This window comes from Ensifer sp. SSB1, assembly GCF_016652895.1.
GTDB lineage: Bacteria > Pseudomonadota > Alphaproteobacteria > Rhizobiales > Rhizobiaceae > Ensifer.
Genome location: NZ_JAEPRP010000056.1, coordinates 1 through 24945, shown reverse-complemented (window position 1 = coordinate 24945; position 24945 = coordinate 1). Strand labels below are relative to the sequence as shown.

At 61.2% G+C, this 24945-nt stretch carries 26 protein-coding genes, 3 tRNA genes and 1 pseudogene; 13 read left to right on the top strand and 17 right to left on the bottom strand.

Features of this window, described 5'->3' with window-relative positions; all coding sequences use genetic code 11:
- Positions 1 to 13 precede the first annotated feature (13 nt).
- Genes trpD through glp form a run of 4 tightly spaced genes read left to right on the top strand, consistent with a single transcriptional unit; the run spans position 14 to position 3563 of the window.
- The gene (gene trpD / locus I8N66_RS15895) at positions 14 to 1027 is read left to right on the top strand and encodes an anthranilate phosphoribosyltransferase (RefSeq protein ID WP_291155070.1); all 1014 of its coding nucleotides are present in this window, start codon (positions 14 to 16) and stop codon (positions 1025 to 1027) included.
- Positions 1028 to 1043: 16 nt separating this feature from the next.
- The gene (gene trpC / locus I8N66_RS15890; RefSeq protein ID WP_291155068.1) at positions 1044 to 1859 is read left to right on the top strand and encodes an indole-3-glycerol phosphate synthase TrpC; all 816 of its coding nucleotides are present in this window, start codon (positions 1044 to 1046) and stop codon (positions 1857 to 1859) included.
- Entirely contained in the window at positions 1859 to 2347 is a 489-nt protein-coding gene (gene moaC, locus I8N66_RS15885; RefSeq protein ID WP_113537126.1) for a cyclic pyranopterin monophosphate synthase MoaC, read from the top strand. The genes trpC and moaC overlap by 1 nt, the downstream gene beginning before the upstream one ends.
- Positions 2348 to 2351: 4 nt before the next feature.
- Positions 2352 to 3563, top strand: coding sequence for a gephyrin-like molybdotransferase Glp (gene glp / locus I8N66_RS15880; RefSeq protein WP_291155066.1), 1212 nt, complete (start codon positions 2352 to 2354; stop codon positions 3561 to 3563).
- A gap of 296 nt (positions 3564 to 3859) precedes the next feature.
- Here the strand turns inward: glp and I8N66_RS15875 are convergent, their stop codons facing one another.
- The 8 genes from I8N66_RS15875 to pcsA all read right to left on the bottom strand — a co-directional run bounded on the left by I8N66_RS15875 (position 3860) and on the right by pcsA (position 12751).
- Positions 3860 to 5152, bottom strand: a complete 1293-nt coding sequence (locus I8N66_RS15875) for a hemolysin family protein (RefSeq protein ID WP_291155064.1) — start codon at positions 5150 to 5152, stop codon at positions 3860 to 3862.
- A 166-nt stretch (positions 5153 to 5318) separates the two neighbouring features.
- The gene (locus I8N66_RS15870) at positions 5319 to 6062 is read right to left on the bottom strand and encodes a FadR/GntR family transcriptional regulator (RefSeq protein WP_113537123.1); all 744 of its coding nucleotides are present in this window, start codon (positions 6060 to 6062) and stop codon (positions 5319 to 5321) included.
- Positions 6063 to 6292: 230 nt separating this feature from the next.
- The gene (locus I8N66_RS15865; RefSeq protein WP_113537122.1) at positions 6293 to 7363 is read right to left on the bottom strand and encodes a BMP family ABC transporter substrate-binding protein; all 1071 of its coding nucleotides are present in this window, start codon (positions 7361 to 7363) and stop codon (positions 6293 to 6295) included.
- A gap of 48 nt (positions 7364 to 7411) precedes the next feature.
- Positions 7412 to 8332 (bottom strand): ABC transporter permease, encoded by a 921-nt coding sequence (locus tag I8N66_RS15860; protein WP_113537121.1) that lies wholly within the window; start codon positions 8330 to 8332, stop codon positions 7412 to 7414.
- A complete protein-coding gene (locus I8N66_RS15855; protein ID WP_291155059.1) occupies positions 8332 to 9426 on the bottom strand; it encodes an ABC transporter permease in 1095 nt (364 codons plus the stop codon). Before I8N66_RS15855 ends, I8N66_RS15860 begins: the two co-directional genes overlap by 1 nt.
- Positions 9416 to 10990 carry an ABC transporter ATP-binding protein gene (locus I8N66_RS15850; RefSeq protein ID WP_113537119.1) on the bottom strand — a complete coding sequence of 525 codons (1575 nt, stop codon included), beginning with the start codon at positions 10988 to 10990 and terminating at the stop codon, positions 9416 to 9418. The genes I8N66_RS15855 and I8N66_RS15850 overlap by 11 nt, the downstream gene beginning before the upstream one ends.
- 48 nt (positions 10991 to 11038) lie before the next feature.
- Entirely contained in the window at positions 11039 to 12016 is a 978-nt protein-coding gene (locus I8N66_RS15845; protein ID WP_291155058.1) for a quinone oxidoreductase, read from the bottom strand.
- Positions 12017 to 12025: 9 nt separating this feature from the next.
- Entirely contained in the window at positions 12026 to 12751 is a 726-nt protein-coding gene (gene pcsA / locus I8N66_RS15840) for a phosphatidylcholine synthase (RefSeq protein ID WP_291155057.1), read from the bottom strand.
- 291 nt (positions 12752 to 13042) lie between these two features.
- Between pcsA and I8N66_RS15835 the strand changes: the two genes are divergently transcribed.
- Complete coding sequence (locus tag I8N66_RS15835) at positions 13043 to 14254, top strand: UbiH/UbiF family hydroxylase (RefSeq protein WP_291155056.1); 1212 nt, start codon at positions 13043 to 13045, stop codon at positions 14252 to 14254.
- On the opposite strand, the gene I8N66_RS15830 is transcribed toward I8N66_RS15835, so the two are convergent.
- Positions 14222 to 15184, bottom strand: coding sequence for an AEC family transporter (locus I8N66_RS15830; RefSeq protein WP_291155054.1), 963 nt, complete (start codon positions 15182 to 15184; stop codon positions 14222 to 14224). The two genes, I8N66_RS15835 and I8N66_RS15830, sit on opposite strands and share 33 nt — an antisense overlap.
- A 121-nt stretch (positions 15185 to 15305) precedes the next feature.
- A complete protein-coding gene (locus I8N66_RS15825; protein ID WP_113537114.1) occupies positions 15306 to 16052 on the bottom strand; it encodes a cytochrome c biogenesis CcdA family protein in 747 nt (248 codons plus the stop codon).
- Between the two features lie 191 nt (positions 16053 to 16243).
- Here I8N66_RS15825 and I8N66_RS15820 point away from each other — a divergent pair.
- Positions 16244 to 16319 (top strand) — tRNA-Lys (locus I8N66_RS15820).
- 210 nt (positions 16320 to 16529) lie between these two features.
- On the opposite strand, the gene I8N66_RS15815 is transcribed toward I8N66_RS15820, so the two are convergent.
- Positions 16530 to 16868, bottom strand: a complete 339-nt coding sequence (locus tag I8N66_RS15815; protein ID WP_291155053.1) for a hypothetical protein — start codon at positions 16866 to 16868, stop codon at positions 16530 to 16532.
- Positions 16869 to 17066: 198 nt separating this feature from the next.
- On the opposite strand from I8N66_RS15815, the pseudogene I8N66_RS15810 reads away from it, so the two are divergent.
- The 3 genes and pseudogenes from I8N66_RS15810 (at position 17067) to I8N66_RS15800 (ending at position 18285) form a co-directional block, all read left to right on the top strand.
- Positions 17067 to 17308, top strand: a pseudogene (locus I8N66_RS15810) (hypothetical protein).
- Positions 17309 to 17477: 169 nt separating this feature from the next.
- Positions 17478 to 17732 carry a YMGG-like glycine zipper-containing protein gene (locus I8N66_RS15805; RefSeq protein ID WP_113537111.1) on the top strand — a complete coding sequence of 85 codons (255 nt, stop codon included), beginning with the start codon at positions 17478 to 17480 and terminating at the stop codon, positions 17730 to 17732.
- Between the two features lie 289 nt (positions 17733 to 18021).
- Entirely contained in the window at positions 18022 to 18285 is a 264-nt protein-coding gene (locus I8N66_RS15800) for a hypothetical protein (protein ID WP_113537110.1), read from the top strand.
- 60 nt (positions 18286 to 18345) lie between these two features.
- On the opposite strand, the gene I8N66_RS15795 is transcribed toward I8N66_RS15800, so the two are convergent.
- Entirely contained in the window at positions 18346 to 19326 is a 981-nt protein-coding gene (locus I8N66_RS15795) for a GlxA family transcriptional regulator (protein WP_291155051.1), read from the bottom strand.
- Between the two features lie 452 nt (positions 19327 to 19778).
- Between I8N66_RS15795 and I8N66_RS15790 the strand changes: the two genes are divergently transcribed.
- Positions 19779 to 20588 carry an alpha/beta hydrolase gene (locus I8N66_RS15790; protein WP_291155049.1) on the top strand — a complete coding sequence of 270 codons (810 nt, stop codon included), beginning with the start codon at positions 19779 to 19781 and terminating at the stop codon, positions 20586 to 20588.
- Positions 20589 to 20662: 74 nt separating this feature from the next.
- On the top strand, positions 20663 to 20809 hold the full coding sequence (locus tag I8N66_RS15785) for a hypothetical protein (RefSeq protein WP_291155047.1): 147 nt from the start codon (positions 20663 to 20665) through the stop codon (positions 20807 to 20809).
- 7 nt (positions 20810 to 20816) lie between these two features.
- On the opposite strand, the gene I8N66_RS15780 is transcribed toward I8N66_RS15785, so the two are convergent.
- The 5 genes from I8N66_RS15780 to I8N66_RS15760 all read right to left on the bottom strand — a co-directional run bounded on the left by I8N66_RS15780 (position 20817) and on the right by I8N66_RS15760 (position 22748).
- Entirely contained in the window at positions 20817 to 20975 is a 159-nt protein-coding gene (locus I8N66_RS15780; protein ID WP_291155045.1) for a hypothetical protein, read from the bottom strand.
- Positions 20976 to 21377: 402 nt separating this feature from the next.
- Complete coding sequence (locus I8N66_RS15775) at positions 21378 to 21761, bottom strand: hypothetical protein (protein ID WP_291155043.1); 384 nt, start codon at positions 21759 to 21761, stop codon at positions 21378 to 21380.
- 247 nt (positions 21762 to 22008) lie between these two features.
- Positions 22009 to 22085: transfer RNA gene (locus I8N66_RS15770), tRNA-Arg, on the bottom strand.
- A gap of 36 nt (positions 22086 to 22121) precedes the next feature.
- Positions 22122 to 22427 (bottom strand): ETC complex I subunit, encoded by a 306-nt coding sequence (locus I8N66_RS15765; protein ID WP_034791376.1) that lies wholly within the window; start codon positions 22425 to 22427, stop codon positions 22122 to 22124.
- A 244-nt stretch (positions 22428 to 22671) separates the two neighbouring features.
- Positions 22672 to 22748 (bottom strand) — tRNA-Pro (locus I8N66_RS15760).
- A gap of 240 nt (positions 22749 to 22988) precedes the next feature.
- On the opposite strand from I8N66_RS15760, the gene I8N66_RS15755 reads away from it, so the two are divergent.
- Entirely contained in the window at positions 22989 to 24176 is a 1188-nt protein-coding gene (locus I8N66_RS15755) for a GGDEF domain-containing protein (RefSeq protein WP_291155041.1), read from the top strand.
- Positions 24177 to 24481: 305 nt separating this feature from the next.
- Entirely contained in the window at positions 24482 to 24922 is a 441-nt protein-coding gene (locus I8N66_RS15750) for a DUF1062 domain-containing protein (RefSeq protein WP_291155039.1), read from the top strand.
- Positions 24923 to 24945 lie beyond the last annotated feature (23 nt).

The window sequence follows — 24945 nt, the reverse complement described above, 5'->3', positions numbered from 1 at the left end:
GAGGAAACAACCGATGAGCGATCTCAAGCCATTCGTTGCCAAGGTCGCCGCCCGTGAGGCGCTGAACCGCGAAGACGCACGTGCCGCCTTCGAAATCATCATGTCGGGCGCCGCGACGCCATCACAGATCGGTGGCTTCCTGATGGCGCTGCGGGTGCGCGGCGAAACGGTCGATGAGATCGTCGGTGCAGTCGGCGCCATGCGTGCCCGCATGCTGCCCGTCGACGCACCGGCCGATGCGGTCGATATCGTGGGAACCGGCGGCGACGGCGCCGGCACCTACAACATCTCGACGCTTGCATCGCTCATCGTCGCCGGCGCGGGCGTCCCGGTCGCCAAGCACGGCAACCGCGCGCTGAGCTCGAAGTCGGGGACCGCCGACGCGCTCTCCTGCCTCGGTGTCAAGCTCGACATCGGTCCGGAAGCCATCTCGCAATGCATCCGCGAGGCAGGCGTCGGCTTCATGTTTGCGCAGCAGCATCATTCGGCGATGCGCCATGTCGGACCGACCCGGGTGGAACTCGGCACGCGCACGATCTTCAACCTGCTCGGCCCGCTTTCCAACCCGGCCGGTGTCAAGCGCCAGCTCGTCGGCGTCTACGCCCCGCAATGGGTGCAGCCGCTCGCCGAGGTTCTGCGCGATCTTGGCTCCGAAAATGTCTGGGTCGTTCATGGTGAAGGCCTCGACGAGATCACCACGACCGGCACGACGCAGGTGGCTGCTCTTGCGGACGGCAAGATCTCAACCTTCACGCTGACGCCCGCCGATTTTGGCCTTCAGACAGTGACGCTCGACGCACTGAAGGGCGGCGACGGCGCCCACAATGCCGTTGCGCTCCAGGCCGTCCTCGATGGCGCCGAGAACCCCTACAAGGACATTTCCCTTGCCAATGCTGCGGCATCGCTGATGATAGCCGGACGGGCAAAGGACCTTAGCGATGGCATGGCCCTCGCCCGCCAGTCGCTTTCGAGCAGCGGCGCCAAGATGGCGCTGCAGCGCCTGATCAGCGTTTCGAACGCAGCCTGAGGAAGGATCGGCAACGATGACGGATATCCTGCGTAAGATCGAAGCCTATAAGCGCGACGAGATCGCGGCCGCGAAAGCGCAGACACCGCTTTCCGAACTGAAGGCGCGCATCGCCGAGCAGTCTGCGCCCCGCGGCTTTTACGCGGCGCTCGCCGCGCGCAAGGCGGCCGGCACATTCGGACTGATCGCCGAAATCAAGAAGGCAAGCCCGTCCAAAGGGCTCATTCGTCCGGACTTCGATCCGCCGGCACTCGCCAAGGCCTATGAGGCGGGTGGGGCCGCCTGTCTCTCCGTGCTGACGGATGCGCCGAGCTTTCAGGGTGCGCCGGCCTTCCTGGAGGCCGCGCGTGCGGCCTGCGGCCTGCCGGCCCTGCGCAAGGACTTCATGTTCGACAGCTACCAGGTGTTCGAAGCGCGTGCCTGGGGTGCGGACTGCATTCTGCTGATCATGGCGTCGCTCAACGACGACGACGCCCGCCGCCTTGAAGATGCGGCCTTCGAGCTTGGCATGGATGTGCTGATCGAGGTGCACGACGCCGAGGAAATGGAACGGGCACTCAAGCTCACATCCCCCCTTGTCGGCATCAACAATCGCAATTTGCGTACCTTCGAGGTCGATCTCGCTGTCTCGGAACAGCTTGCAGGCATGGTTCCATCCGATCGGCTGCTGGTCGGCGAAAGTGGCATCTTCACCCATGAGGATTGCCAGCGCCTGGAAAGGAGCGGCGTCACCACCTTCCTCGTCGGCGAGAGCCTGATGCGAAAGAGCGATGTGGAAGCGGCAACACGCACCCTGCTGACCGGCGCGGCAGCCACGCTGGCGGCCGAGTAATGGGTAAGCCGACGCTCACGCATCTTGGTGGCAGCGGCGAAGCGAACATGGTGGATGTCGGTGACAAGGCCGAGACCGTGCGTGTGGCGGTCGCCGAAGGCCATGTGCGCATGAAGGCGGAGACGCTGACACTCATTCTCGAAGGCGACGCCAAGAAGGGCGATGTCATCGGGACGGCGCGGCTCGCCGGCATCATGGCTGCCAAGCAGACCGCCAATCTCATCCCGCTCTGCCACCCGCTGATGCTGACCAAGGTGACGGTCGACATCACGCCCGACCCAACGCTTCCCGGCCTCCGGGTCGAGGCGCTTGCCAAGCTCACCGGCCGCACCGGCGTCGAGATGGAAGCGCTGACGGCCGTGAGTGTCGCGTGCCTTACCATCTACGACATGGCGAAGGCTGCTGATCGCGAGATGGAGATCGGCGGGATCCAGGTGGTCAGCAAGTCCGGCGGTCGGTCCGGCGACTTTCGCCGCGGAGGGAACTGAGGCCATGTCGCTGCTATCCGTCGAAGATGCGCTCGACCGAATCCTTGGCAGCGCTGCTCCGAGACCACTGACCGAACATCTCGGCCTTCACGATGCTGTCGGGCGGGTCCTTGCCGAAGATATCGCGGCGCTCGTCACCCATCCTGCGTTCGACAATTCGGCGATGGACGGCTACGCAGTTCGCCATCAGGATATCGAGACCATTGGTGCGGAACTTGCCGTCATCGGCCAATCGGCCGCCGGCCATGGCTTCAAGGGTGAGGTTGGGCCGGGACAGGCCGTCCGCATCTTTACCGGAGCGCCCCTGCCCGCCGGCGCCGATACGGTGATCATCCAGGAAGATACCGAGCGCCTGCCGGAAGACCGGATCCGCACCAAGTTCGTGCCCGGCAAGGGCCGCCATATCCGGTTGGCCGGACAGGACTTTGCGCGGGACGAAAAGGCGCTCTCGGCTGGTGACGTGCTCGACGCCGGACGACTGACGCTGGCTGCCGGCATGAACCGTGCGGACCTTCCCGTCTTCAGGCGGCCGAAGATCGCAATCCTTGCGACCGGCGACGAACTGCTGCCTCCCGGGAGCAAACCGGGGCCGGACCAGATCATCGCCTCGAACAGCTTCGGCGTCGGGGCAATCGCCCGCGACAACGGCGCGGAGGTCATCGATCTCGGCATCGTCGCCGACGACCAGCAGGCGATTGCCGCTCAGGTCGCGCGGGCTCAGGCTGCCGATGTCGACGTGCTCGTCACGCTCGGCGGCGCATCGGTCGGCGACCATGACCTGGTCCAGGCAACGCTGCTTTCCTGCGGCATGACGCTCGACTTCTGGCGCATCGCCATGCGACCGGGTAAGCCGCTGATGGTGGGTAAGCTCGGAGAAACGACCGTGCTCGGCCTGCCCGGCAATCCGGTCTCGAGCCTCGTTTGCGCACTGCTGTTCCTGGAACCTCTAACACGCAAGCTCGCACGCTTGCCGTCCCGCGAACGCATTGCGACCGCCCGGCTTGCTAGCCCGCTGCAGGCCAACGACGTCAGGCAGGACTACGTTCGCGCACGTCTCTCCAGAGACGAAGACGGGAACCTCGTCGCACATCCCTTCTCACGGCAGGATTCGTCGATGATGAAGGTCTTTGCGCAGTCCGACTGCCTGATCGTGCGCCGGCCGCACGTTGCAGAAGCGCCTATCGGCGCATACTGCGACATTCTCAGGCTTCGCTGACGTGATCTGCGAATTGGCCCGTGAAGCGTTGCTGACCTGCGCGGGTTCCTTTCCACGCCACAGCTGAGGCTGATGTCATGGCGCCGACATGATAGCCCTGTAGAAGGGAGCTACTTGATCGCCGCTGAGGACGTCCGACTACGGATGTACTAGCGGACCCGCGGTGATCTGGAGAAAGGTCGGGTTCAGCCCGGCCTTTTGCATTTGTGGGATTGGCCCGGGCACACGAGACGATACCAGCGCTCTGAGCCGGAGCAAACGCGTCCCCGGCCCTCTCTAAAAGTTCATGGATCCGATCAGCTGGACGCTTCGTCGCTGCGGCTGACCAGGATCTTGTCGATCCGGCGCGCGTCCATGTCGACCACCTCGAAGCGGTAGCCGTGAGCGACGGCGATATCGCCTTCCTCCGGGGTCTTGCGCAGTTGCTGAACCAGGAAGCCGGCGATCGTCTCGAAGTTGCCGTCGGCATCGATCCCCTCGATACCGATCGTCAGGTGAATTTCGTCGATCGGCGTACGGCCGTCGACGAGATAGCTGCCATCCTCGCGCACGCGGATCAGCGCGTGTTCGATGTCGTCGTAGTTCGACGGCAGCACGCCGACGATAGCTTCGAGGATATCGGCAATGGTGATGATGCCTTCGGTGCTTCCATATTCGTCGACGATCATCGCCATGTTGATGCTCGACGACTTGAAGGCGTCGAGCGCCTTCAGGCAGGACGCGGTTTCCGGCAAAGTATGGATCTCGCGGATGTATTTACGCACGTCGAACGGTCCGGAGGCCGGAGCGTTCAGGACTTCCTTCGCCAGAACGGCACCGAGCACATCGCCGCTCGGTCCATCGACCACCGGATAGCGAGAGTGGCCGAACTGATCGATCTTGCGGCCAACGGCCTCGAGGCTGTCGTTGACGTCGATGAAGCTCACCTCGGTGCGATGCGTCATGATCGACTTCACGTTGCGGTCGCCGAGGCGGATGATTCGCCGGAGCATCTCGTGTTCCGACTTTTCGATGGCGCCGCTCTCGACACCCTCGGCCATGATCGCCTGAACTTCCTCTTCCGTGACGTGATCGGGATCGTCCGGGCGCATGCCGAGAAGGCGCATGGCGACCGATGCGGCCGTTTCGAAGAGGTAGACGACCGGAGCAGCGACGCGCGACAGGAACAGCATCGGCCGGGAAACGAACATCGCCAGCGCTTCGGAATTCTTCAACGCCAGCTGCTTCGGGATCAGTTCGCCGATGACCACCGACAGGAAAGTAATCAAGGTGACGACGAGCGCGACGGCAACCGTGTTGCCGTAGGGATGGATCCAGGCGATTTCATCGAGAATGGGCGCGATCTTGGCGGCGATGGTGGCGCCACCATAGGCGCCGGCAAGCGTGCCGACCAGCGTAATGCCGACCTGGACAGTGGAAAGAAACTTGCCCGGATCTTCCGCCAGCCTCAGTGCAACCTCGGCCCGGTGATTTCCCTGTTTTGCCATCTGGCGAAGCATGGGCTTGCTTGCCGAGACGATTGCCATTTCCGAGAGAGCAAAAAATGCATTGATCAAAAGCAGGACGAAAATGACAAAAAACTCGGACATGGTCTCCAGATCACCGTTGACGAAAGCCGCTCCGCTGGGAACGACCAATCACCAGATAAGGCCAGCGGGCGATCTGAGCAAGCACAAGCGTTGAAATCTCTGCGATCGCCGAACATTGAAGATCGCCAATGGCGGAATTTCGAACAATCCCGGCCGCTCTGAAAGATCAGTTGCTGTTTTGCAGGGCGCTGCGAACCCGCTCGCGACCGATCTTGATGACATTTTCCATCGCGAGCCGCGCGCCGACTTCGTCGCGGCGGCCGATCTCTTCGACGATGCGGATATGGTTGCGGGCGACTTCGTCGATGCCGCCTCTTTCGGCAACGGGCGAACTCAGCTTGAACACGCCAACGAGCGCCGCTTCGATCAGCCCGCCGACCGTGCGCATGAACGGATTGCCGGAGGCCTCGGCGACAGCGAGGTGAAACTTCAGATCGGCGACGGCAAGGCTCTCGGCGGTATGGCCCTCCTCGCCCATGGCGACGGCAAGGCGCATCATGCGGCTGATTTCGGCCTCCGAGGCATTTCTGGCGGCCAGCGCCGCCGCATGCGGCTCGAAGGCGAGGCGCACTTCGCTGAGGTGATAGAGGAAATCTTCATCGACCCCGCACTCGAAGTGCCAGGTCAGGATATCGCTGTCGAACAGGTTCCAGTCGTTGCGCGGCGTTACGCGCGTGCCAATGCGTGCGCGCGGCACGACCAGCCCTTTGGCCGCCAGCGTCTTCATCGCCTCGCGAAGCACCGTGCGCGACACCTTGAAGCGTGCCGCAAGTTCGGGATCGCCCGGAAGGATCGAGCCCACAGGGAACTCGCCGGATATGATCGCCTTTCCAAGCTGATCGACGACATGCGCATGGCTCGTGCGTTTGCGCGAGCCGGACACAACTGTTTCCAGCAAACTCCTGTTCAATCCATCTCCTCCAGGCACTCCCCTGCCTGATTCCTGCCGACGCGCGGATATCGATGCCTCGGAGCACCGCCAACCGCTTGCCTCAAACTTGCGCAAACGAGTGTAGTTTGATCAACCGATTCCGAAAAGCCCCCGGAAAGATAAGCAGAATCGGCATCCGCCTCTATCCTGAAAAAGACAAACCCCGCCACGACGGCGGGGTTTTCTTAACTTCATTTCTGCGCGATGACTTACTTCGGCAGCTGGTCGTCGACACCTTCGACGTAGAAGTTCATGCCAAGCAGCGTGCCGTCGTCAGACGTTGCGCCGGCTGCGAGCCATTCGCTGCCGTCCTGCTTCTTCAGCGGGCCGGTGAAGGGCTTCAATTCGCCCGACTTGATCTTGGCTTCGGCGTCCTCGGCAAGCTTCTTCACGTCGTCAGGCATGTTGGTGTACGGCGCCATCGTCAGGATGCCGTCCTTCAGGCCGTCCCAGCTGGAAGTCGTTTCCCACTTGCCATCGAGGAAAGCCTGCGTGCGCTTGATGTAGTAAGCGCCCCAGGTATCGACGATCGCCGTCAGCTGCGTTTCCGGGCCGGCCTTGATCATGTCAGACGCCTGGCCGAAGGCCTTGATACCACGCTCGGCGGCAACCTGCATCGGAGCCGTGGTGTCGGTGTGCTGCGTCAGGATATCGACGCCCTGGTCGACCAATGCCTTGGCAGCATCAGCTTCCTTGCCCGGGTCGAACCAGGTGTTCGCCCACACGACCTTGATCTTGAAGTCCGGGTTCACCGAGCGCGCGCCGATGATGAAGGAGTTGATGCCCATCACCACTTCCGGGATCGGGAAGGAGGCGATGTAGCCGGCGACGCCCTTCTGCGACATCTTGGCAGCGATCACGCCCTGGATGTAGCGGCCTTCATAGAAGCGGCTGTTGTAGGTCGCGACGTTTGGCGCGGTCTTGTAGCCGGTGGCGTGTTCGAACTTCACGTCCGGGAACTTCTGCGCGATCTTGATCGTCGCGTCCATGAAGCCAAAGGACGTCGTGAAGATCAGGCCGCAGCCCGAGCGTGCGAGGCGCTCGATGGCGCGCTCGGCATCCGGGCCTTCCGGCACGCTTTCGAGGTACTGCGTCTCGATCTTGTCGCCGAGCGCCTTTTCCAGCTCCTGGCGGCCGATGTCGTGGGCCTGGGTCCAGCCACCGTCGGTCTTGGCACCGACGTAGACGAAGCAGATCTTGGCCTTCTCCTGGGCACCCGCAGTCGATGCAAAGCCGATTACGGCCGCCGTACTTGTGAGAGCGAGTAGTAGTTTCTTCATTTTTTCACCCCTGTCGGTTTGAGAAACATTTGTCTGAAATGCTTGAAGTCACCGGTCCGGTACGAACGGTTTGCCGAGCGATGCCGGCGTATTGATCAAGGTCATGCGCCGATTATGCGAAATGAGAATGAGGACGAGGATCGTCGCGACATAGGGAAGCGACGAAAGCAGCTGCGAGGGGATGCCAAGGCCGAACGCCTGGGCGTGCAGCTGGCTGATCGAAACGGCACCGAAGAGGTAACCGCCCGCCACCAACCGCCAGGGCCGCCAGGAGGAGAAGACCACCAGCGCCAGCGCGATCCAGCCGCGGCCGGCCGACATATTCTCCACCCATTGCGGTGTGTAGACCAGCGACAGCTGCGCCCCGGCAAGGCCGGCACAGGCGCCGCCGAACATGACGGCGAAATACCGGGTGCGGATGACGTTGACGCCGAGCGCGTGCGCGGAAGCGTGGCTGTCACCGACGGCGCGCAACTTCAGGCCGGCGCGGCTCTTGAACAGGAACCAGTGCACACCGGCAACGATCGCAATCGACAGGTAGAAAATGATGTCCTGCCGGAAGAGCAGCGGCCCGAGATAGGGGATATCCGCGAGAATCGGTATCGCGATCGGCTGCAGCTTGATGCCCTGCATGCCGAGGAAACTCTCGCCCATCATCCCGGAGACACCAATCCCGAGCAGCGTCAACGCAAGACCCGTCGCCACCTGGTTCGCCACCAGCGTCAGGGTCAGGAAGGCAAAGAGTTGCGAGAAGATCGCGCCGCAGGCGACGCCTGCGAGCATGCCGAGATAGGGCGAGCCGGTGATCTGGGTGATCGCGAAGGCGGAAACCGCTCCCATGATCATCATGCCTTCGACGCCGAGGTTCAGCACGCCGGATCGTTCCGTCACCAGTTCGCCGATTGCGGCCAGTACCAGCGGGGTCGCGGCGGTGATGACACTCAAAAGGATCGCTTCGACGATACCCATCAGCGGCTACCTTCCGTCGTTGTCGCAGTCAACCGGTCGAAGATCAGTTTGATGCGATAATGGATGAGCGTGTCGCAGGAGAGCACGAAGAAGAGAAGCAGGCCCTGGAAGACGCGCGTCACCTTCTCGGAAACGCCGATGGACAACTGCGCTGCCTCACCGCCGAGATAGGTCAAGGCGAGCACCAGGCCGGCGGCGACGATGCCGAGCGGATTGAGGCGGCCAAGGAACGCAACGATGATGGCGGTGAAGCCGTAGCCGGGCGAGATGACCGGGCGCAGCTGCTGGATCGCGCCGCTGACCTCGGAAATGCCGGCAAGGCCGGCAAAGGCACCAGAGAGCAGCATCGAAAACCAGATCATTTTGCGTGAAGAGAAACCGGCAAAGCGCCCTGCCCGCTCCGATTGGCCAAGCACGGAAATCTCGAAACCCTTCAGCGTATAGCGCATCATGAACCAGACGAGGACCGCGGCGATGATGGCAAAGGCGAAGCCCCAATGGGTGCGCCCGGAGGCTAGCATCTCCGGCAGGATTGCATCGACGGCGAAGGTGCGCGTCTCCGGAAAATTCATGCCGCCCGGGTTGCGCCAGGGTCCACGCACCAGCCAGTCGAGGAAAAGCTGGGCGACATAGACCAGCATCAGGCTCGTCAGGATCTCGTTGGTGTTCATATGCGCCTTGAGGAAGGCGGGGATGGCAGCGAACAGCGCGCCGCCGAGCATGCCCATCAGCATCATCAGCGGCAGCACCAGCGGCGACTGCCAGTCATAGAAGACCACCGGCAGGATCGAGCCGGCGATGGCGCCCATGATGAACTGGCCTTCGGCGCCGATGTTCCAGTTGTTGGAGCGGAAGCAGACCGAAAGTCCGACGGCAATCAGGATCAGGGGTGCCGCCTTGATCGCCAATTCGTGCAGCGACCAGACTTCGCTCAAGGGTTCGACGAAGAAGCTGTAGAGCGCCATCACCGGGTTCTTGCCGAGCAGCGCAAACATGATGCCGCCGAAGACGATCGTCAGCAGGAAGGCGATGAAAGGCGACAGGATCGAAAACAGCGTCGAGACCTTGGCGCGCTTTTCCAGTTCAATGCGCATGTGCGGCCTCCGTGCCTTCCGTCTTGCCGTACATGCCGCCCATCAGCAGGCCAATCTTTTCGCGCGAAAGCTCTTTCGCCGGATAGGGATCGGAGAGCTTTCCGTCGCTGATGACGGCGATCTCCGTCGCCACCTCGAAGATCTCGTCGAGATCCTGACTGATGACCAGAACGGCAGAACCTGCCTTGGCGAGATCGACAAGCGCCTGGCGGATGCGACTGGCGGCACCGGCATCGACTCCCCAGGTCGGCTGGTTGACGACCAGCACGCTCGGCTGGCGGTCGAGTTCACGCCCGACGATGAACTTCTGCAGGTTGCCGCCCGAAAGCGAGCCGGCCGGCGGGTCCTCGCCGCTCTTGCGCACATCCATCGCCTCGGAGATGCGCTTCGTGGCGCTCGTCACCGCATCACGGCGGATGACCTTGAGGAAGCCACCGCCGAGGAATGCCTTGGCGTCCGAGCGGCTGCGGGCAAGCACCAGATTGTCCGAAAGCGGCAGCGCCGATACGGCGGCATGGCCGTGGCGCTCTTCGGGAACGAACCCGGCGCCCATCAATCGGCGGGCATTGATGTTCCTGTTGCCGACCGGCCTTTGGCGGATCTGCACGGCATTGTCGTCAGCAACCGGATACTCGCCCGACAGCGCGTCGAAAAGCTCGCCCTGGCCATTGCCGGCGACACCGGCGATCGCCAGCACTTCGCCGGCATGAACTTTCAGACAGATGTTCTTCAGCGATACAGCAAAGGGCGTGCGCGCGGGAACCGTCAGATGACGTGCCTCCAGTTGTACCTGTCCCTTGGCGCTGGTGCCTTCCGCCGTCACGGCGGCAACGTCGCTTCCGACCATCATGCGCGCCAGCGACGACGGGGTTTCCGCCTTCGGGTCACAGGCGCCGGTCACCTTGCCGTGGCGCAGCACCGTCGCCCGGTCGCAGATGCGCTGCACCTCTTCGAGGCGGTGGCTGATATAGAGAACCGAGCGTCCTTCGGCCTTCAGCTTGTAGAGCGTTTCGAACAGGCGGTCGGCTTCCTGCGGCGTCAGAACAGAAGTCGGCTCGTCGAGGATGATCAGGCGCGGGTTCTGAAGCAGCGCGCGCACGATCTCGATCCTCTGGCGCTCGCCCACGGAAAGATCCGCTACATGCGCCTTGGGGTCGAGCGGCAGGCCGTAGGCATGCGACAGCCTCGAGGCCTCTTCCGCTACCTTCGCCAGCGAAATGTTCGCGTCCATCGAGAGCGCAATGTTTTCGGCCACGGTCAGCGCTTCGAACAGCGAAAAATGCTGGAAAACCATGCCGATGCCGAGCTTGCGCGCAGCGGCTGGGTTGGCGATTCGTACGCTCTGGCCCTGCCAGATGATCTCGCCATCCGTCGGCGCCAATACGCCGAACAGCATCTTCACCAGGGTCGATTTTCCGGCGCCGTTTTCGCCGAGAAGGGCGTGGATCTCGCCCTGTTCAATCTGCAGATTGATCCCATTGCAGGCCGCGAAGCTGCCAAACAATTTCGTCAGGTTGCTCACAGCCAATAGATGACCGTTCGCCGCTACTCCCTCAACAGGCACGCTGCCCTCTTTCCCCTCTGTTGATCCGCGTCCGCCTTAAGGCTTCGATCACGGAATCAGCAGTGTTGTTCCACTTGTTTTTCTTGTCTCGAGATCCGTATGCGCCCGCCCTGCATCGGCGAGCGGATAAGTCTGATTTATATTGATACGCACTTTGTTGCTTTGCACAATATCAAACAGGGAATTTGCACACGCTTCCAGCGCAGGCCGCGTGGCAACGTAACCGAAGAGTGTCGGACGGGTCGCAAACAGCGAGCCTTTCTGCGCCAGAATGCCGATGCTGAAGGCATCCACCGGGCCGGACGAATTGCCGAAGCTGACCCACAGGCCGCGCGGCTTGAGGCAGTCCAGCGACGCCGGATAGGTGTCGCGCCCGACGGAATCGTAAACCACGTCAACGCCGCGGCCATCGGTCAGTTCCTTAACCCGCGTGACGAAATTGTCGGTGCGGTAATTGATTACGTGGTCGTAGCCGTGTGCCAGCGCCAGATCGATCTTGTCCTGCGATCCCGCGGTGCCGATCACGGTGGCGCCAAGCGCCTTGGCCCACTGGCCAGCGATCAGGCCGACGCCGCCGGCGGCGGCATGGAAGAGGATCGTCGTGCCCGGGCCGACCTGATAGGTCTGGTTGAGCAGATATTGCGCCGTCATGCCTTTCAGCATCATCGCAGCCGCAGTCTCGAGGCTGATGCCGTCGGGCACCTTCACGAGCTGCGAGGCGTCGGCATTGCGTTCGCTGGCATAGGCGCCATCGGCCGAGGCATAGGCGACGCGGTCACCGATGGAGAAGAGGCTGACGCCATCGCCAACGGCTGTGACGATACCAGCACCTTCCTTGCCCGGCACGAAAGGCAAGCCCGAGGCGGACTTGTAGAGGCCGGTGCGGAAATAGACGTCGATGAAATTCAGGCCGACGGCGACCTGGCGGATCTGCACTTCGCCCGGGCCTGGCGGCGAGAGCGTGACGCCTTCGAGTTTCAGGACCTCCGGTCCACCGAGTTCGCGTACCACAATCGCCTGTGCCATTGCCTGCTCCTATTTCCGGCCGAGACTTGGAAAAATCTGCAGCACGAAGCCAATCACGTAGAGATAAATGCCTGTCACGACAAAACCGGTCACGACCCAGGCCGGCGTCGCAAAATGCAAGAGCAGCGCGTAGACACCCAGCGCCGACCAGAGAAGGAAGACACCGAGGTTCAATGGTCGCAAACGCTGGACGCGGACCGGATGGAGGAAATTGATCGGCAGGAAGGTAAGGGCCACCGAAACGAAGACCACGACCGACGCCGTCACCTCGCTCGCCTGAATGACGAACAGCGTGAAGACCACCATGTTCCAGACGACGGGGAAGCCTGAGAAGAAATATTCGTCCGTCTTCATGCCCATGTCGGCATAGTAGATCGCGCTGGAAACCACGATTGCGCCGGCGGCAACGAAAGACCAGGGCTCGCCGATCATGCCGCTCTGGTAGAGCGCAAAGGCCGGCAACAGCACATAGGTCACATAGTCGATGACGTTGTCGAGCGTATCGCCCGACCAGTTGGGCAGCACTTCCTTGACACGCACCTTGCGCGCGATCGGCCCGTCGATGCCGTCCACAAATAGCGCCAGGCCCAGCCACCAGAACATATCGACAAAGCGGTGCTCGGCTGCGGCAACGACGCCGAGGAAGGCAAGAAACGACCCCGATGCGGTCAAGATGTGCACGGAAAAGGCGCGGATCTCGGCGTAGGGAACTCGTCTGTAGTTAAAGAACTTCATCTGCGGACGCCGCCTACCCCTGACTTTTCCCCGTACGGGTTGTTTTTCACGGGCGAGCTTGGGGCCCGCCTCAACCGCTCTGCGGCGCATTGCGCGTAATATGCACCCTTTGCAACGCATCGCCACTAAAATTCAAGCTTAGCGCCATGCCACAACCCTATTGTCCTGTGGACACTTGCAAATTGCTTCTGCGCTGATTCTACCCATTTATTTCGCTCTCGCCCGCGACTAGAGGTATGATCGAGGCTTGATAAGGACGCCTCCCAGCGTGCTTGAAAGGTTGGTTGGATCATGGATCACTACGACATCGCCATCATCGGTGCGGGTCTCGCGGGATCGCTCGCGGCCATCGCACTTGCCGACGCCGGTTACCGTGTCGCCTTGATAGGCCCGGAGCCGACGGTCGCCGACGGACGCACCACGGCGCTGATGGACCAATCGATCGAGTATCTCAAGAAGCTCAATCTTTGGGAAAAGGTCGAACCGCTGACGGCACCGCTCTCGACCATGCGTATTCTCGACGGAACCAATCGGCTGCTGCGCGCGCCGCCGGTCAATTTCCGCGCTGCCGAAGTCGGGCTCGACGCCTTCGGCTACAACATTCCCAACGCGCCTTTCATCGACATTCTGCGCCAGCGGGCCGAAGAGAGCGCGACGCTGACGCGCATCACCACGTCTGCTATCGGCTTCGATCTTTCGGATGCTGTCGCGACGATCGCGCTTGCAAACGGTAGCCAATGCAGCGCGCATCTTCTTGTCGGCGCCGATGGTCGCCGTTCGCCGGTGCGCGAGGCGGCGAAGATTTCCGTCAGCACCTGGTCCTATCCGCAGACGGCGGTCGTTCTGAACTTCGCGCATGAATTGCCGCACCAGAACATCTCGACTGAATTCCACACCGAAAGCGGCCCCTTCACACAAGTGCCCCTGCCCGGTAACCGCTCCAGCCTCGTATGGGTACGCAAGCCCGACGACGCTGCACAAACGTTGACGCTGGACCTTGCCGCACTCTCCCGCGCGGTCGAAGACCGGATGCAATCGATCCTCGGCAAGGTGACGGTCGAAGGCACGCCGCAATCCTTCCCCCTCTCGGGCATGACTGCGCAGCGCTTCGGCGAGGGCCGCGCCGTCCTTCTCGGCGAAGCGGCCCACGCCTTTCCGCCGATCGGGGCCCAGGGCCTCAACCTCAGCCTCCGCGATGTGATGACGCTCGTCGATATCATCGGCGCGGCAAACGGAGAGGCGCTTGCCGGCGATATCGGTGATCGGTTCGACAGCCGTCGCCGACCTGATATCATCAGCCGCACGGCGAGCGTGGATCTGCTCAATCGCTCGCTGCTTTCCGGCTTCCTGCCGGTGCAGGCGTTGCGCGCGCTCGGGCTGCATGTGCTTTCCGCCGTCGGACCTCTCCGCCGCCTCCTGATGCGCGAAGGCGTCCATCCCGGCAGCGCGCTCCACGCCCTCAAGGAAGGCTTAAGGGAAAAGATCGGGCGGAAGAGCGCCTGAACGGATCAGGTAAAGCAGGCCGGTGACGGTGGCGACGGAAAGCGTCGTGGTGATCAGGATCGTCGCCGAGGCGCGCTCCTGCCACACACCGTATTGATGGCCGATAACGAAGACGTTCGTTGCCGTCGGTAGTGCTGCAAGCAGCACCGCCGTCTGCACCCAGACCGGATCATAATTCCCCGTCAGGCTCATCGCCGTAAACATGACAAGCGGATGCAACAGCAGCTTGGCTGGAACGATGTAGCCGATCTCGACAGGAATGCGTTTGATCGGACGCAGCGCCAGCGTCACGCCCATGGCAAAGAGCGCGCAAGGTGCCGCGCACTGCGCGAGATAGTCGATGAGCCGCTGAACCGGCACCGGCGGCTGTACCGCGAAGAAGGCCGCAACGACGCCGGCAAGCGTCGCCAGGATGAACGGGTGCAGAATGATCTTACGCGCGACGCTCGCGGCAAGCACCAGCGGCTTTTCCTGCCGGCCGCCGGAAATCGCCATCATCGCCGGCGCAACGGCGAAATGGGCCGCATTCTCGAAGCTGAAGATCAGCGCCACCGGCACCGCGGCGGCATCGCCCAAGGCGAGAAGCGCCAGGCCAGGGCCCATGTAGCCAATGTTACCGTAAGCGGCGCCAAAACCCTGGATCGTCGCCTCGGCAATGGAATTGCGCCTGACATAGACGCCGATGAGGAAAATCAGCGAAAAGACGATGTAGGTCGCACCGACGGTCGTCAGGATGAAGTCGGCCCGCGCCAACTGCTCGATCGGTGTGCGTGAGACCAGCTTGAAGAACAGCGCCGGCAACGCGAGATAGATGATGAAGGTGTTGAGCCACCCCATCGCCTCGGCAGGATGCTGGACGAAGCGCGCCGTCAGATAACCGAGAAAGATCAGGCCGAAGAACGGCAGCACCAGGCCCGCGATTTCCGTCATCTTGTCCCTCGCATCTTTCACTTTCCTGCACCGGCGCCCGGCTCGCACCCCTAGCTCAGAAACCGCCCTGGCGATTACGCCGGGCCCGGCGAAAAGTGATTCCGAAATACGAGGGTATGCCCTAGCCGATTTTCATCAGGATCGGGAAGGTCGTCTGGAACCAGATGGCAACGGAACTGATGAAACCGAAGAGAAACGCCAGGCCCGCCAGCACCAGAAGACCGCCCATCAGCTTCTCGACCAGGCCAAGATGGCGGCGGAAGCGGAACAGGAAGCGCATGAAGGCACCAGAGAAGCCGGCCGCGATCCAGAACGGAATGGCAAGCCCGAGCGAATAGACGGCGAGCAACATGGCGCCGTCGGTCACGGTGTCGCGTGCAGCGGCAACGCCGAGGATCGTGCCGAGAACCGGGCCGATGCAGGGCGTCCAGCCGAAGGCGAAGGCGAGCCCCATGATATAGGCGCCAGAGAGCGTCGCCGGCTTGCCGCCCCCCTGAAAGCGCGCCTCTCGCGCAAGCAGCCCGATCTTGAATACGCCGAGGAAATGCAGGCCCATGATGATGATGATCACGCCGCCGATGCGCGACAGCAGATCCATGTGCTGCCGGAGCAGCATGCCGATCGACGAGGCCCCTGCCCCGAGCGCTACGAAGACGGTCGCGAAGCCGAGCGTGAACAACAGCGCCGCCGGCAGGACCGCACGCCGGGTGCTGCCAATCGTCGCCGCATCACCGCTGCGGAACTGATCGACCGAAACGCCGGCCATGTAACAAAGATAGGGCGGAACGAGAGGCAGAACGCAGGGCGAAAGGAACGAGAGGGCACCGGCAAGAACGGCGGTCCAGATGGAAATATCGGCGATCGACAACGGCAAGAACTCCGGCACGCGGCATTTGGGCCATTCCTTAGCCGCAGGATCATGATGATACCAATCACCTTTTGGCGATCATTGCGCCATGCACCGTTTCTTCACAAAAGCCGCAATTTTTCGGTTGACCGACAGGAAACACCCGTGCATATGTCCGCCCACTTCCGCCGGGCTTCACGGTCGCGGCCAGGGAGCGCGTAGCTCAGCCGGTAGAGCAACTGACTTTTAATCAGTAGGTCCAGGGTTCGAATCCCTGCGCGCTCACCACGAATATCCACCAAATTGGCAAAAAACTGAACGATTGCAGTCTCTTGTAGGTTTCATTCCGCGCGCGACGAAGCGCGTCACGAACGTGCATTGAGCAAACGGCTCAGCATCTCAGTCGACACTTGCACGGTCGTGGAAGCAGGTCGAACCCGGAACTCAGGCATTGATCTCGTCGACCTGCTGTTTCAAGCGCCGATCAGGGTCCGTGCGCTAGAAATCGAAGTAGACCGTGACGCCTGAGCGGCGTTGGTAGCGGTAAGGGTCATGGTAGCCATAGTACCCACGGTCACGGTAGCCGCCATAGTACCCGTATTGGCGCGGGTAGCACCTGCCGTAATAGCCACATGAACGCCAGGCTTGGCGCCTATCCCATCGACGATCCCACCGGCGGTCTGCGTGCCAATGTCGATGGCTCCGATGGTTGACCTGTTCGACAGTGCCCGTCTGTACGTTTTCGGGTCTCGGCACGAATATCGGAGCGGCGCTCAGCGGCAAGGCGAAAGTCGCAGCCAAGCCAATCGCTGCGAAGGCGGATAAGAGCTTTTTCATCGTAACTCCTCCTATCTGCCAATCACTTTGGGCTATTCTGCCTGAACCTCCGATGAATACCTAATACACCCGGGCTAAGTGATTCGGCGCTGGCCGGATGCGCCCCCACCGCCGGCATGCCGAGCGGCGCGGCCATGCAACTCCGGAACTTTCCTTTCGAATCGGCAGTTCCCTCCGTGACCACCAAGGAGAAACGCCATGGCGAACGATCTGAAAGCGGGCTTCACCGGAAAACCGACCGAACCACCAACAGGCGTCCGCAAGGTCGCAAAGACTTCCGCCGACGCTGTGAGCCGTGAAGCAAACGCTGTGACCGTCGGCGCTGCAGACCACCCATATACCGCGTCAGCCTGACGCTTGCTGTCGGCTTGGTTGCGTTTGCGATCGGCTACACTATCGGCCAATCGTCGATCGACAGCGGACCAAGCTACTGGCGATAGTCGCCTCTGCGCTTCCACGGGCTACTGCACGCCCTGTCGTTTCAACGTCTGCCCTATGCCCGCGAATCATCCCTATCGACAATTGCGCGCGTTGCGTAGATGCTGAACCTCACGCTGAGGATGCAGAGTGGTGAACTCCCAGGTTGGTTTGTAGCAAAGGGGTGACAGCATGAAAAAGCTTATCATTGCGCTTGGAATCATTGGGACGCTTGCGTCCTGCACGCAGACAGAGAAAGGAACCGCAATCGGGGCCGGCACCGGTGCCATCATCGGCGGCGTCGTGAGCGACAGTTGGGGCGGCGCTGCGATCGGCGCTGTGGCCGGTGGCATCATGGGCAACCTGATAGGTCGTTCCCGGGAGCGCGAAGGATATTGCATCTATCGCGACCGCTATGGCCGCCGCTATGAAGCGCGCTGCCAGTAACAGCCGACCGTTGAAGCAACCGCGCATCTCCTGCAATGCGCGCGACTTCAAATCCCGCGAATCTCTCCCATCGCAAACGATCTGACCGCCACTCGCCTGGCGGTCAGCGTTACATCTTGCAGATTGGCGCTGAACCATTGCGGCGCCAACTCCGGCCATGCGTGATCGGGCGGGACACAAGCACGGGAACAATGCGAGCGCCGTCGGCTAGCGCACCGGTGCACGCCAGAGCAGGGATAACCGGCGAACAGCATGAGACGTTGTCCAGCAAGCGTGTTACACTACGGAAATGACCGACGAAGAGCAGACTTACGAATATTCGGAATTTTCCGGCCAGTTCAGTGACGACGGCGTCGTCGTGGAATTGCGAATCTATCGGCCGGCAGGCACGAATCACGATTGGGTCCTCGAGGTTATCGATGAGGAGGGTTTTTCCACCACGTGGGAGGACCCCTTCCCCACCGACCGCGAGGCCTTTGAAGAATTCATTGCAACCGTCCAGCGCGACGGCATTCAGGCCTTTACCGATGAGCCGCCACAGACGGTTCACTGACCCAATCCTGAAATTCGGCTCGCACTGTGCCTAAGAACATATCGCTCCTGGGCCGCGCTTTCACGCCACCACCCCTCGCCTCGACGCGCGCATCTTCAGGGGGCTCATGCCATATTCGCGACTATAGGCGCGGGAGAAGGCGGACAGGCTGTCGAAACCGCAACGCAACGCAATCTCGCGGATCGGGCTGCCGGAATCACGCACCAGCCGGTGTGCGACCTGCAGACGGAGGCGCAGATAGTAGGCGCCGGGGCTGGTCGACAGCCCGCGCGCAAACAGCAACTCCAGCTTGCGTTGCGAAATCGACAGCCGCTTCGTCAGAGCTGCGATCGTCAGCGGACGCTCAAGCGTGCGCTCCATCAATCGAATCGCTTCGGCGAGTTCCGGATCGCGCGTTTCGATCCGCCCGAGCGAAACGAACGGCTGGACGTCAGTCGCGCTATGGGTCTGGTCATAGACGAAGATGCTGGCGACATCGAGCGCCAAGGCCGAACCCAGCCTTTGCGTGATCCAGTGCAGCATCATGTCGAATGTCGGCGAGGCGCCGCCTGACGTCCAGAACTTGCCGTCGGCGACGAAACGGTCGCCAAGCACCGTCAAGGCCGGAAAGGCCTGGCTAAAATCTTCAAGCTCCTCCCAGTGCGCGGTCGCCCGACGACCGTTGAGCATGCCGGTTCGTCCGAGCAACCAGCAGCCCGATTCGATGCCGGCGACGATATCGAAGTGCCGGGCGCACTCCTGCAGCACCCCGATGAATTTCTTGTCGACATGCCGATCGAGATTGAAGCCACCGATCACCAGCAGGGCGTCGCCGGCAAGCGGCTGGGCAAACTTGCCGTCGACCACGATCGGGATGCCGCAGGTCAACGTCACTGGTTTTCCATCCGCCGAAAGCAGCCGCCAGCAAAACACGTCGCGTCCGGAAATGCGATTGGCGGCGCGCATTGGATCCAGCACCGAGGCGAGCGACATGATCGACGACTCCGGCAGGATGACGACGCAAACTTCGATCACAGATTGTGGACGTCCATCAGAAGCCATGCGGGAAATGTCAAATTTCGAGCGATAAATGTCAATTCCGGAAATGACGTTCAGGCATTATCAGACCGTATCGATCTCCCTACGCGCGGCGCTGCAGCCCCGCGCTGAGACGTTCCCCTTTCCGCCTTTTGCCGGAACGGGCCGGTTGGAGCCATCCACCGGCCCGTTTTTTTTATGCCGCCACAAAAAGAAGAGCCGCTGTGGCGGCACGCATCATCGGCCGGATCCGACGCAGCACCGGCTCCCGCGTGGGCGTCAAGAATGCGGGCAGCGCCGGCAAGGCCTCGACCATTTGCAACTTCTGCTGTACGTTTGCGCATATATTCGGCCGCTGTTCCGGACGATAAGCATCGTCTGCTGTCAGGGTGGCAATCGGCGTCAATATATTGCGTATACTCTACGGAAATCCGCATTTTCCGCAGACTGTTCTCTCCAGTATCTGGAAGTGCACCATGAGCGTCACGAGGCTTCTGCTGATCTTGCCGCTTGCAGCGGTCCTGACCTATCTCTTGTTTCTTGGCCTCATCTTTTTTTCGCAGCGTACCCTTCTCTATCCGGGGGCAAATGCCGCCGCACCGAACCCACCGATCTGGGGTGAGAAAGTCGCCGTCAGCACGCCGGACGGCGAGACGCTACACGGGCTTTACAGACAAGGTGAACCCGATAAACCCGCTGTGCTGCTCTTTTTCGGCAACGGCGATCGAGCCGACAACTATGAGTTTCTGGCGCAGGCACTGGCTGCGCGCGGTATCGGATTGCTCGCGATTTCCTATCGCGGCTATCCAGGATCGACCGGCTCACCCACCGAGCAGGGCCTGCTGACGGATGGCATCGCGGCGTTCGATTGGCTGGCACCCCGGGTCAAAGGAGGCATCGTCGTGCTCGGCCGCTCCCTCGGCACCGGCGTCGCGGTGAACACTGCCGCACAAAGACCCGCCTCTGGCGTGGTCCTCATCTCCCCGTATCTATCGGTCCTCTCGGTTGCCGAAGCGCGCTATCCGTTCCTTCCCGTCAGGCTCCTCATCAAGGATCCCTTCCGCTCCGATCTCAAGATAGCCGCGGTGAAACAGCCAAAACTCTTCATTCACGGCCGGCTGGACGACAGCATTCCCCTGTCGTCTGGCGAGGCGCTCTACCGCATCGCTGCCGAACCCAAACGGATGCTGATCGACGAGCGCTCGGGCCACAACGACATCTGGAACGAGAATACGGTAAGGGAAGTGATCCGATTTGTGGAGGTGTTGCCGAAGGACGCCGCCTAGGCGGACACCACGCAGCTGATGACAGTGTCCATGATTTCAATCAAAGAAACAGATAGTTGAAGCTAGGAGACGAAATGGCTGAGAAAGATAGCGAGAGTCCGGGCGAGCCTGCAAAAGGACCTCCGTATACGTATGGAGATCCGTTGCCGCAGGGACACGACTGGATTGAAGTGATCTACAAGTTCTTAATCGCTCTCAAGTCGGCCGTTCCAAAGAAGTAGCGCTACCTCACTCAGCCAGCGTGAAGTCGAGCTTGTACGACATGCCCGGCTCGAACTGGATGAGGGCGACGGCTCGCGAGGTAATGTCGTCGAACTTCGACGATGGCGGTTGTGGGCGCAAAAGCCACCAGTTGTCTTCGGCCATGGCACGCGCGAATTTTCTCATGGCACGCGTTTTTTTTGGAGCGGACAAGGAGAATCTTGGGAGGGGTAGCGAGTGGATTGGCTGGGGCTCTTAGTAATCATTGGTGGCCTAATTATCCTTCTCGGCGCCCTTGACAGGGGGAAAGCATCGGAGGCCACGACGAAAATTCCGCTGGAGCCTTGCTTCCGGTGCAATCCGGGAGATGTGCGCCTCCACAGGAAGACCAAAGACGATTGGTATGTCAGGTGTTTCAGTTGCGATGCATCCACCGAACCAACGCCTGCGGCACTGGTGGCGATCACACAGTGGAACGACGTGAACAAGGCACTCACAGCCTCTAGCAATGGTACGAGATCTTGAATGCCGGTCCCTATCCTCTCCTCAAAGCACAACTTGAGACATCGGGGAAACATCGTTGAATGGCTAGAGCAACGAAACGGCTACTGGATCAACTCCGAGAGGCCCAAGCGCCCAAATATGACCGGCGCTCTCGATCTCCGGGGATTCCTTGGCCTGATCGACATAGCCGCAGCATAGCCGCCTGGCATCAGCGTGCTCTTTAGGCAACGCCAAGGCGATCTCCTGCTCCTGACATGGAAACAGTAAAACGAGCTCCACCTCTCCTTCGAGCACGGCAATACGAAAAGCGCGTCCGTGTGCGCGCAACAGCAAGCTCAAGGCGATGATCCGTGCGCTGCCGAAGGGCAGGATGCAAATCTTGAACAACTCGCGCGGCCGGCTATGGACGAAGGACGGCTTCAAAACGTCATTGGGGAAAGAGCGCGCCAAGCTGAAGATCGAAGGCATGACATATCACGGCACGTTCATCACCGAACGGCGGCGGGAAAGAATCGCGTCGATCACCGGGGGCACCCACAGAAGGGGGAAGAGTGCCTGAGAAGTATCATCGGGCGCTGGATCAGCAGTCCAGCGATGTTGACATTCTTCGGATGGAAAAGAACATCACGTCAATGGAATCTGTAAACGGCTATCGAAAAGCTGTAAACGGAGTCCAGCCGACACCCCAAAACACCAGCTAAGTCTTTGATTTTTTTGGCGACCCCTGCAGGATTCGAACCTGCGACAACCTGCTTAGAAGGCAGGTGCTCTATCCAACTGAGCTAAGGGGCCGTCCCGGGCTGTGCCCGTCGGATGCGACCTGGGACCTTAGTGGGTCCAGGGCTGCATCCGGTTGAAACGGAAGTTGTCCGGGTAGGACACGCTCTTGCGCGTCGCTTCCTTCGGCGCGATTACGCGGTATTCGATGCCGTTGCGCTCGGCATAGGCGATGGCCTGCTCGGCGTTTTCGAAGGTCAGCCGCAGCTGCTGCTTCATGTCGCCGGAGCTGGTGTAGCCCATGATCGGGTCGATGGTGCGCGGCTTTTCCTGATCAAACTCCAGCACCCACAGATTCGTCTTGGCCTTGCCAGACTGCATGGCGGTCTTTGCTGGACGATAGATCTTTGCGGACATGGTTTCGAACGGCTCCATACTTTCGCTGGCAACATTCACGGGCGCCAGCATTCCGTCTTCCCATAACGCAGATTGATTTAAAACGGAATGACTTTCGGCCGGATAAATTCGGCTTTTCAGTGGGAGGATCGCGCTGGACGCAGGGCTCGGCTGAAGGGACGCGCAATCCGCGCTGGCCGCCACGCAAAAGCGATATCTGACGGAAAGAAACAGGGAGAACAAGAACGCCTATCAGGCGTTACGATGGTCGGAGTGGAGAGATTCGAACTCCCGACCCTCTGGTCCCAAACCAGATGCGCTACCAGACTGCGCTACACTCCGTTCCAACGGCGCCGGAGATACACGCTTCGCCCTTGGGCTGCAACATGTAATTTCGCTGTTGTCCACTCTCAAGAAACCTGTACTCGCGCCATCCGCGGTCCGCGCCAGCGGAAATGTCCCGAATTGGGACAAAAGCGGCGATTTGTCATCCGAATTTAGTAATCGCTAAATCCATTGCGGCTAGAGCCACGTGGTGCACAACCCCACCGTGCCAGCCTCCAAAACCCTCCCGAGCATTCCATGAACGCCCAACTCGACCTCGCCACCGTTCTGCTTCTTCACAAATCGTCCTTCCTCGTCGGCGCGTTCTGCTTCCTTTACGCTCGCTGGCAATCGCCGCGGGATGAAGGGCTAGGAATTCTCGCGAGCGGCTTCCTCTTCCTGGCACTTGCGTCGACGCTCGCAGGCTACGGCGAACAGAAGCTGCTGCCGGCCTATCTGTGGACGCTTTCGAGCTTCACGCTCGGGATCGGCGGCTATGCGCTGTTCTGGATCGGGGTGCGCCGCTTGAGCGCCGGTCGTCGGCGCAAGGCGGACTGGTTCGCACTTTCGATACCGGTCGCAGGTGCGGCAATCGGTCTTGCCACGCATTTCCACGTCGTCAACTACGTCCGCGCCAGCGTCTTCAATGCCACAGCCTTTGCCCTCCTCGCCGCCTCCGCCGTTGCCGTCATCGCGGATCGCAAATGTGAACCGCTGCCAGTACGCGCATTGTTTGCGGCAGCCATGGCCGTCGGTGCCAGCCTTTGCCTTGCCGTGGTGGTCGGCCTTGTAAAGCCTGGTATCATACCGATCACGACCACCTACGCCTTTTTCCTCTCGATCATCTGTCACTTCGCGATTGCCTTTTTCGCACTCGTCCTCGTCAAGGAGCGGGCCGAAGCGGAACTCAGGCGTTCGGCCGACACCGATGCCCTGACGGGCGCTGCAAATCGACGCTGGTTTCTTACGCAACTGCCTGGTTCCAACTGGCATGGCGACTGCCTCATCGTCATGGACCTGGACTTCTTCAAGCGCATCAACGATCGCTACGGCCACCACGCCGGCGACCAGGCTCTGATCGCCTTTGCCGATCTGATCAGGTCGAGTCTGCGAAAAGGCGATTGCTTCGCCCGCCTCGGCGGGGAGGAATTTGGTCTCTACCTGCCGCAGACGAGCGAAGCGCAGGCGTTTGCCATCGCCGAGCGGTTGCGGCGCGCTGTCGAGAATCTTGCTGTTACAAGCAACGAACAACCCATAGCGCTCAGCGTCAGCATGGGCCTCGCCGCCGCCCGCGGCAACGAGAGCTCGTGGGAGGATTTGTTCAACAGGGCAGATGCGGCGCTCTACGAGGCCAAGCGCAGCGGCCGTAATCGCGTCACATCATCTTCCTCGGCGCCCACACCCACTTCAACGTCAATGGAAGCGAGCTTCGGCCGCGCCGGCTGATGAAGGTATGTCCTTCCCAAAAAAAAGCGGCCATCCCATGCAGAGGCCGCTCAGATTGGAGGTGTAAGGCCTCATACTACTCCTTTTGAGCGAAATTGCCTGTGGCCAAATTTCACCTATGCCGCGCAATCGGCTACCATGGCGGGTGCGACTGATAGCTTCGCACTTTGCGCGGCACACGCTCCGGTGTAGAACGAGCGCGCAGCCACAATCGCGCTGTCTCTGCTGGAGTTTCGCCTTGCCTTTGTAAAATCCGGTCTCGCTAGTTTCGCCCCGTACGCCCGATAGCACTCGACGCTATCGGTTTGATTTTTCGTGCGTTCGTTGAGGTGGCGGTTCGAGACCGGAATGGCATTGCCGATCTCAAGCCCGGTGCAATGGCACCAGGCGGAAACCATCACCTACAAACGCTGCCAGACCGCGTCCCCGGAACGGGTACTCAAACCGTCGTCTCGATGGACTTCCTTTTGGAAGAACCAGACGACATGTCTCATACATTGACGGTCCTGTGGACCATTGAACCACAAACGGCGCCGCGCCCCTGGCTTGCCTGCAGCCGCTGCCGCGGCGCGCGCCCTTTCGAGTGCAGCGGCAAGACGCAGCTGAACGCCAATGGCCGACGGCTTGATGCCTGGCTGATCTATCGCTGCGCCGACTGCTATGACACCTGGAATCGCCCGATCTTCGAGCGGCAGAATGTCCGCGACATCTCGCCTCGCTGCCGGCCGACCTTGCCGACCAGCTGATGGCGACCGAACTCTTTGCGGGC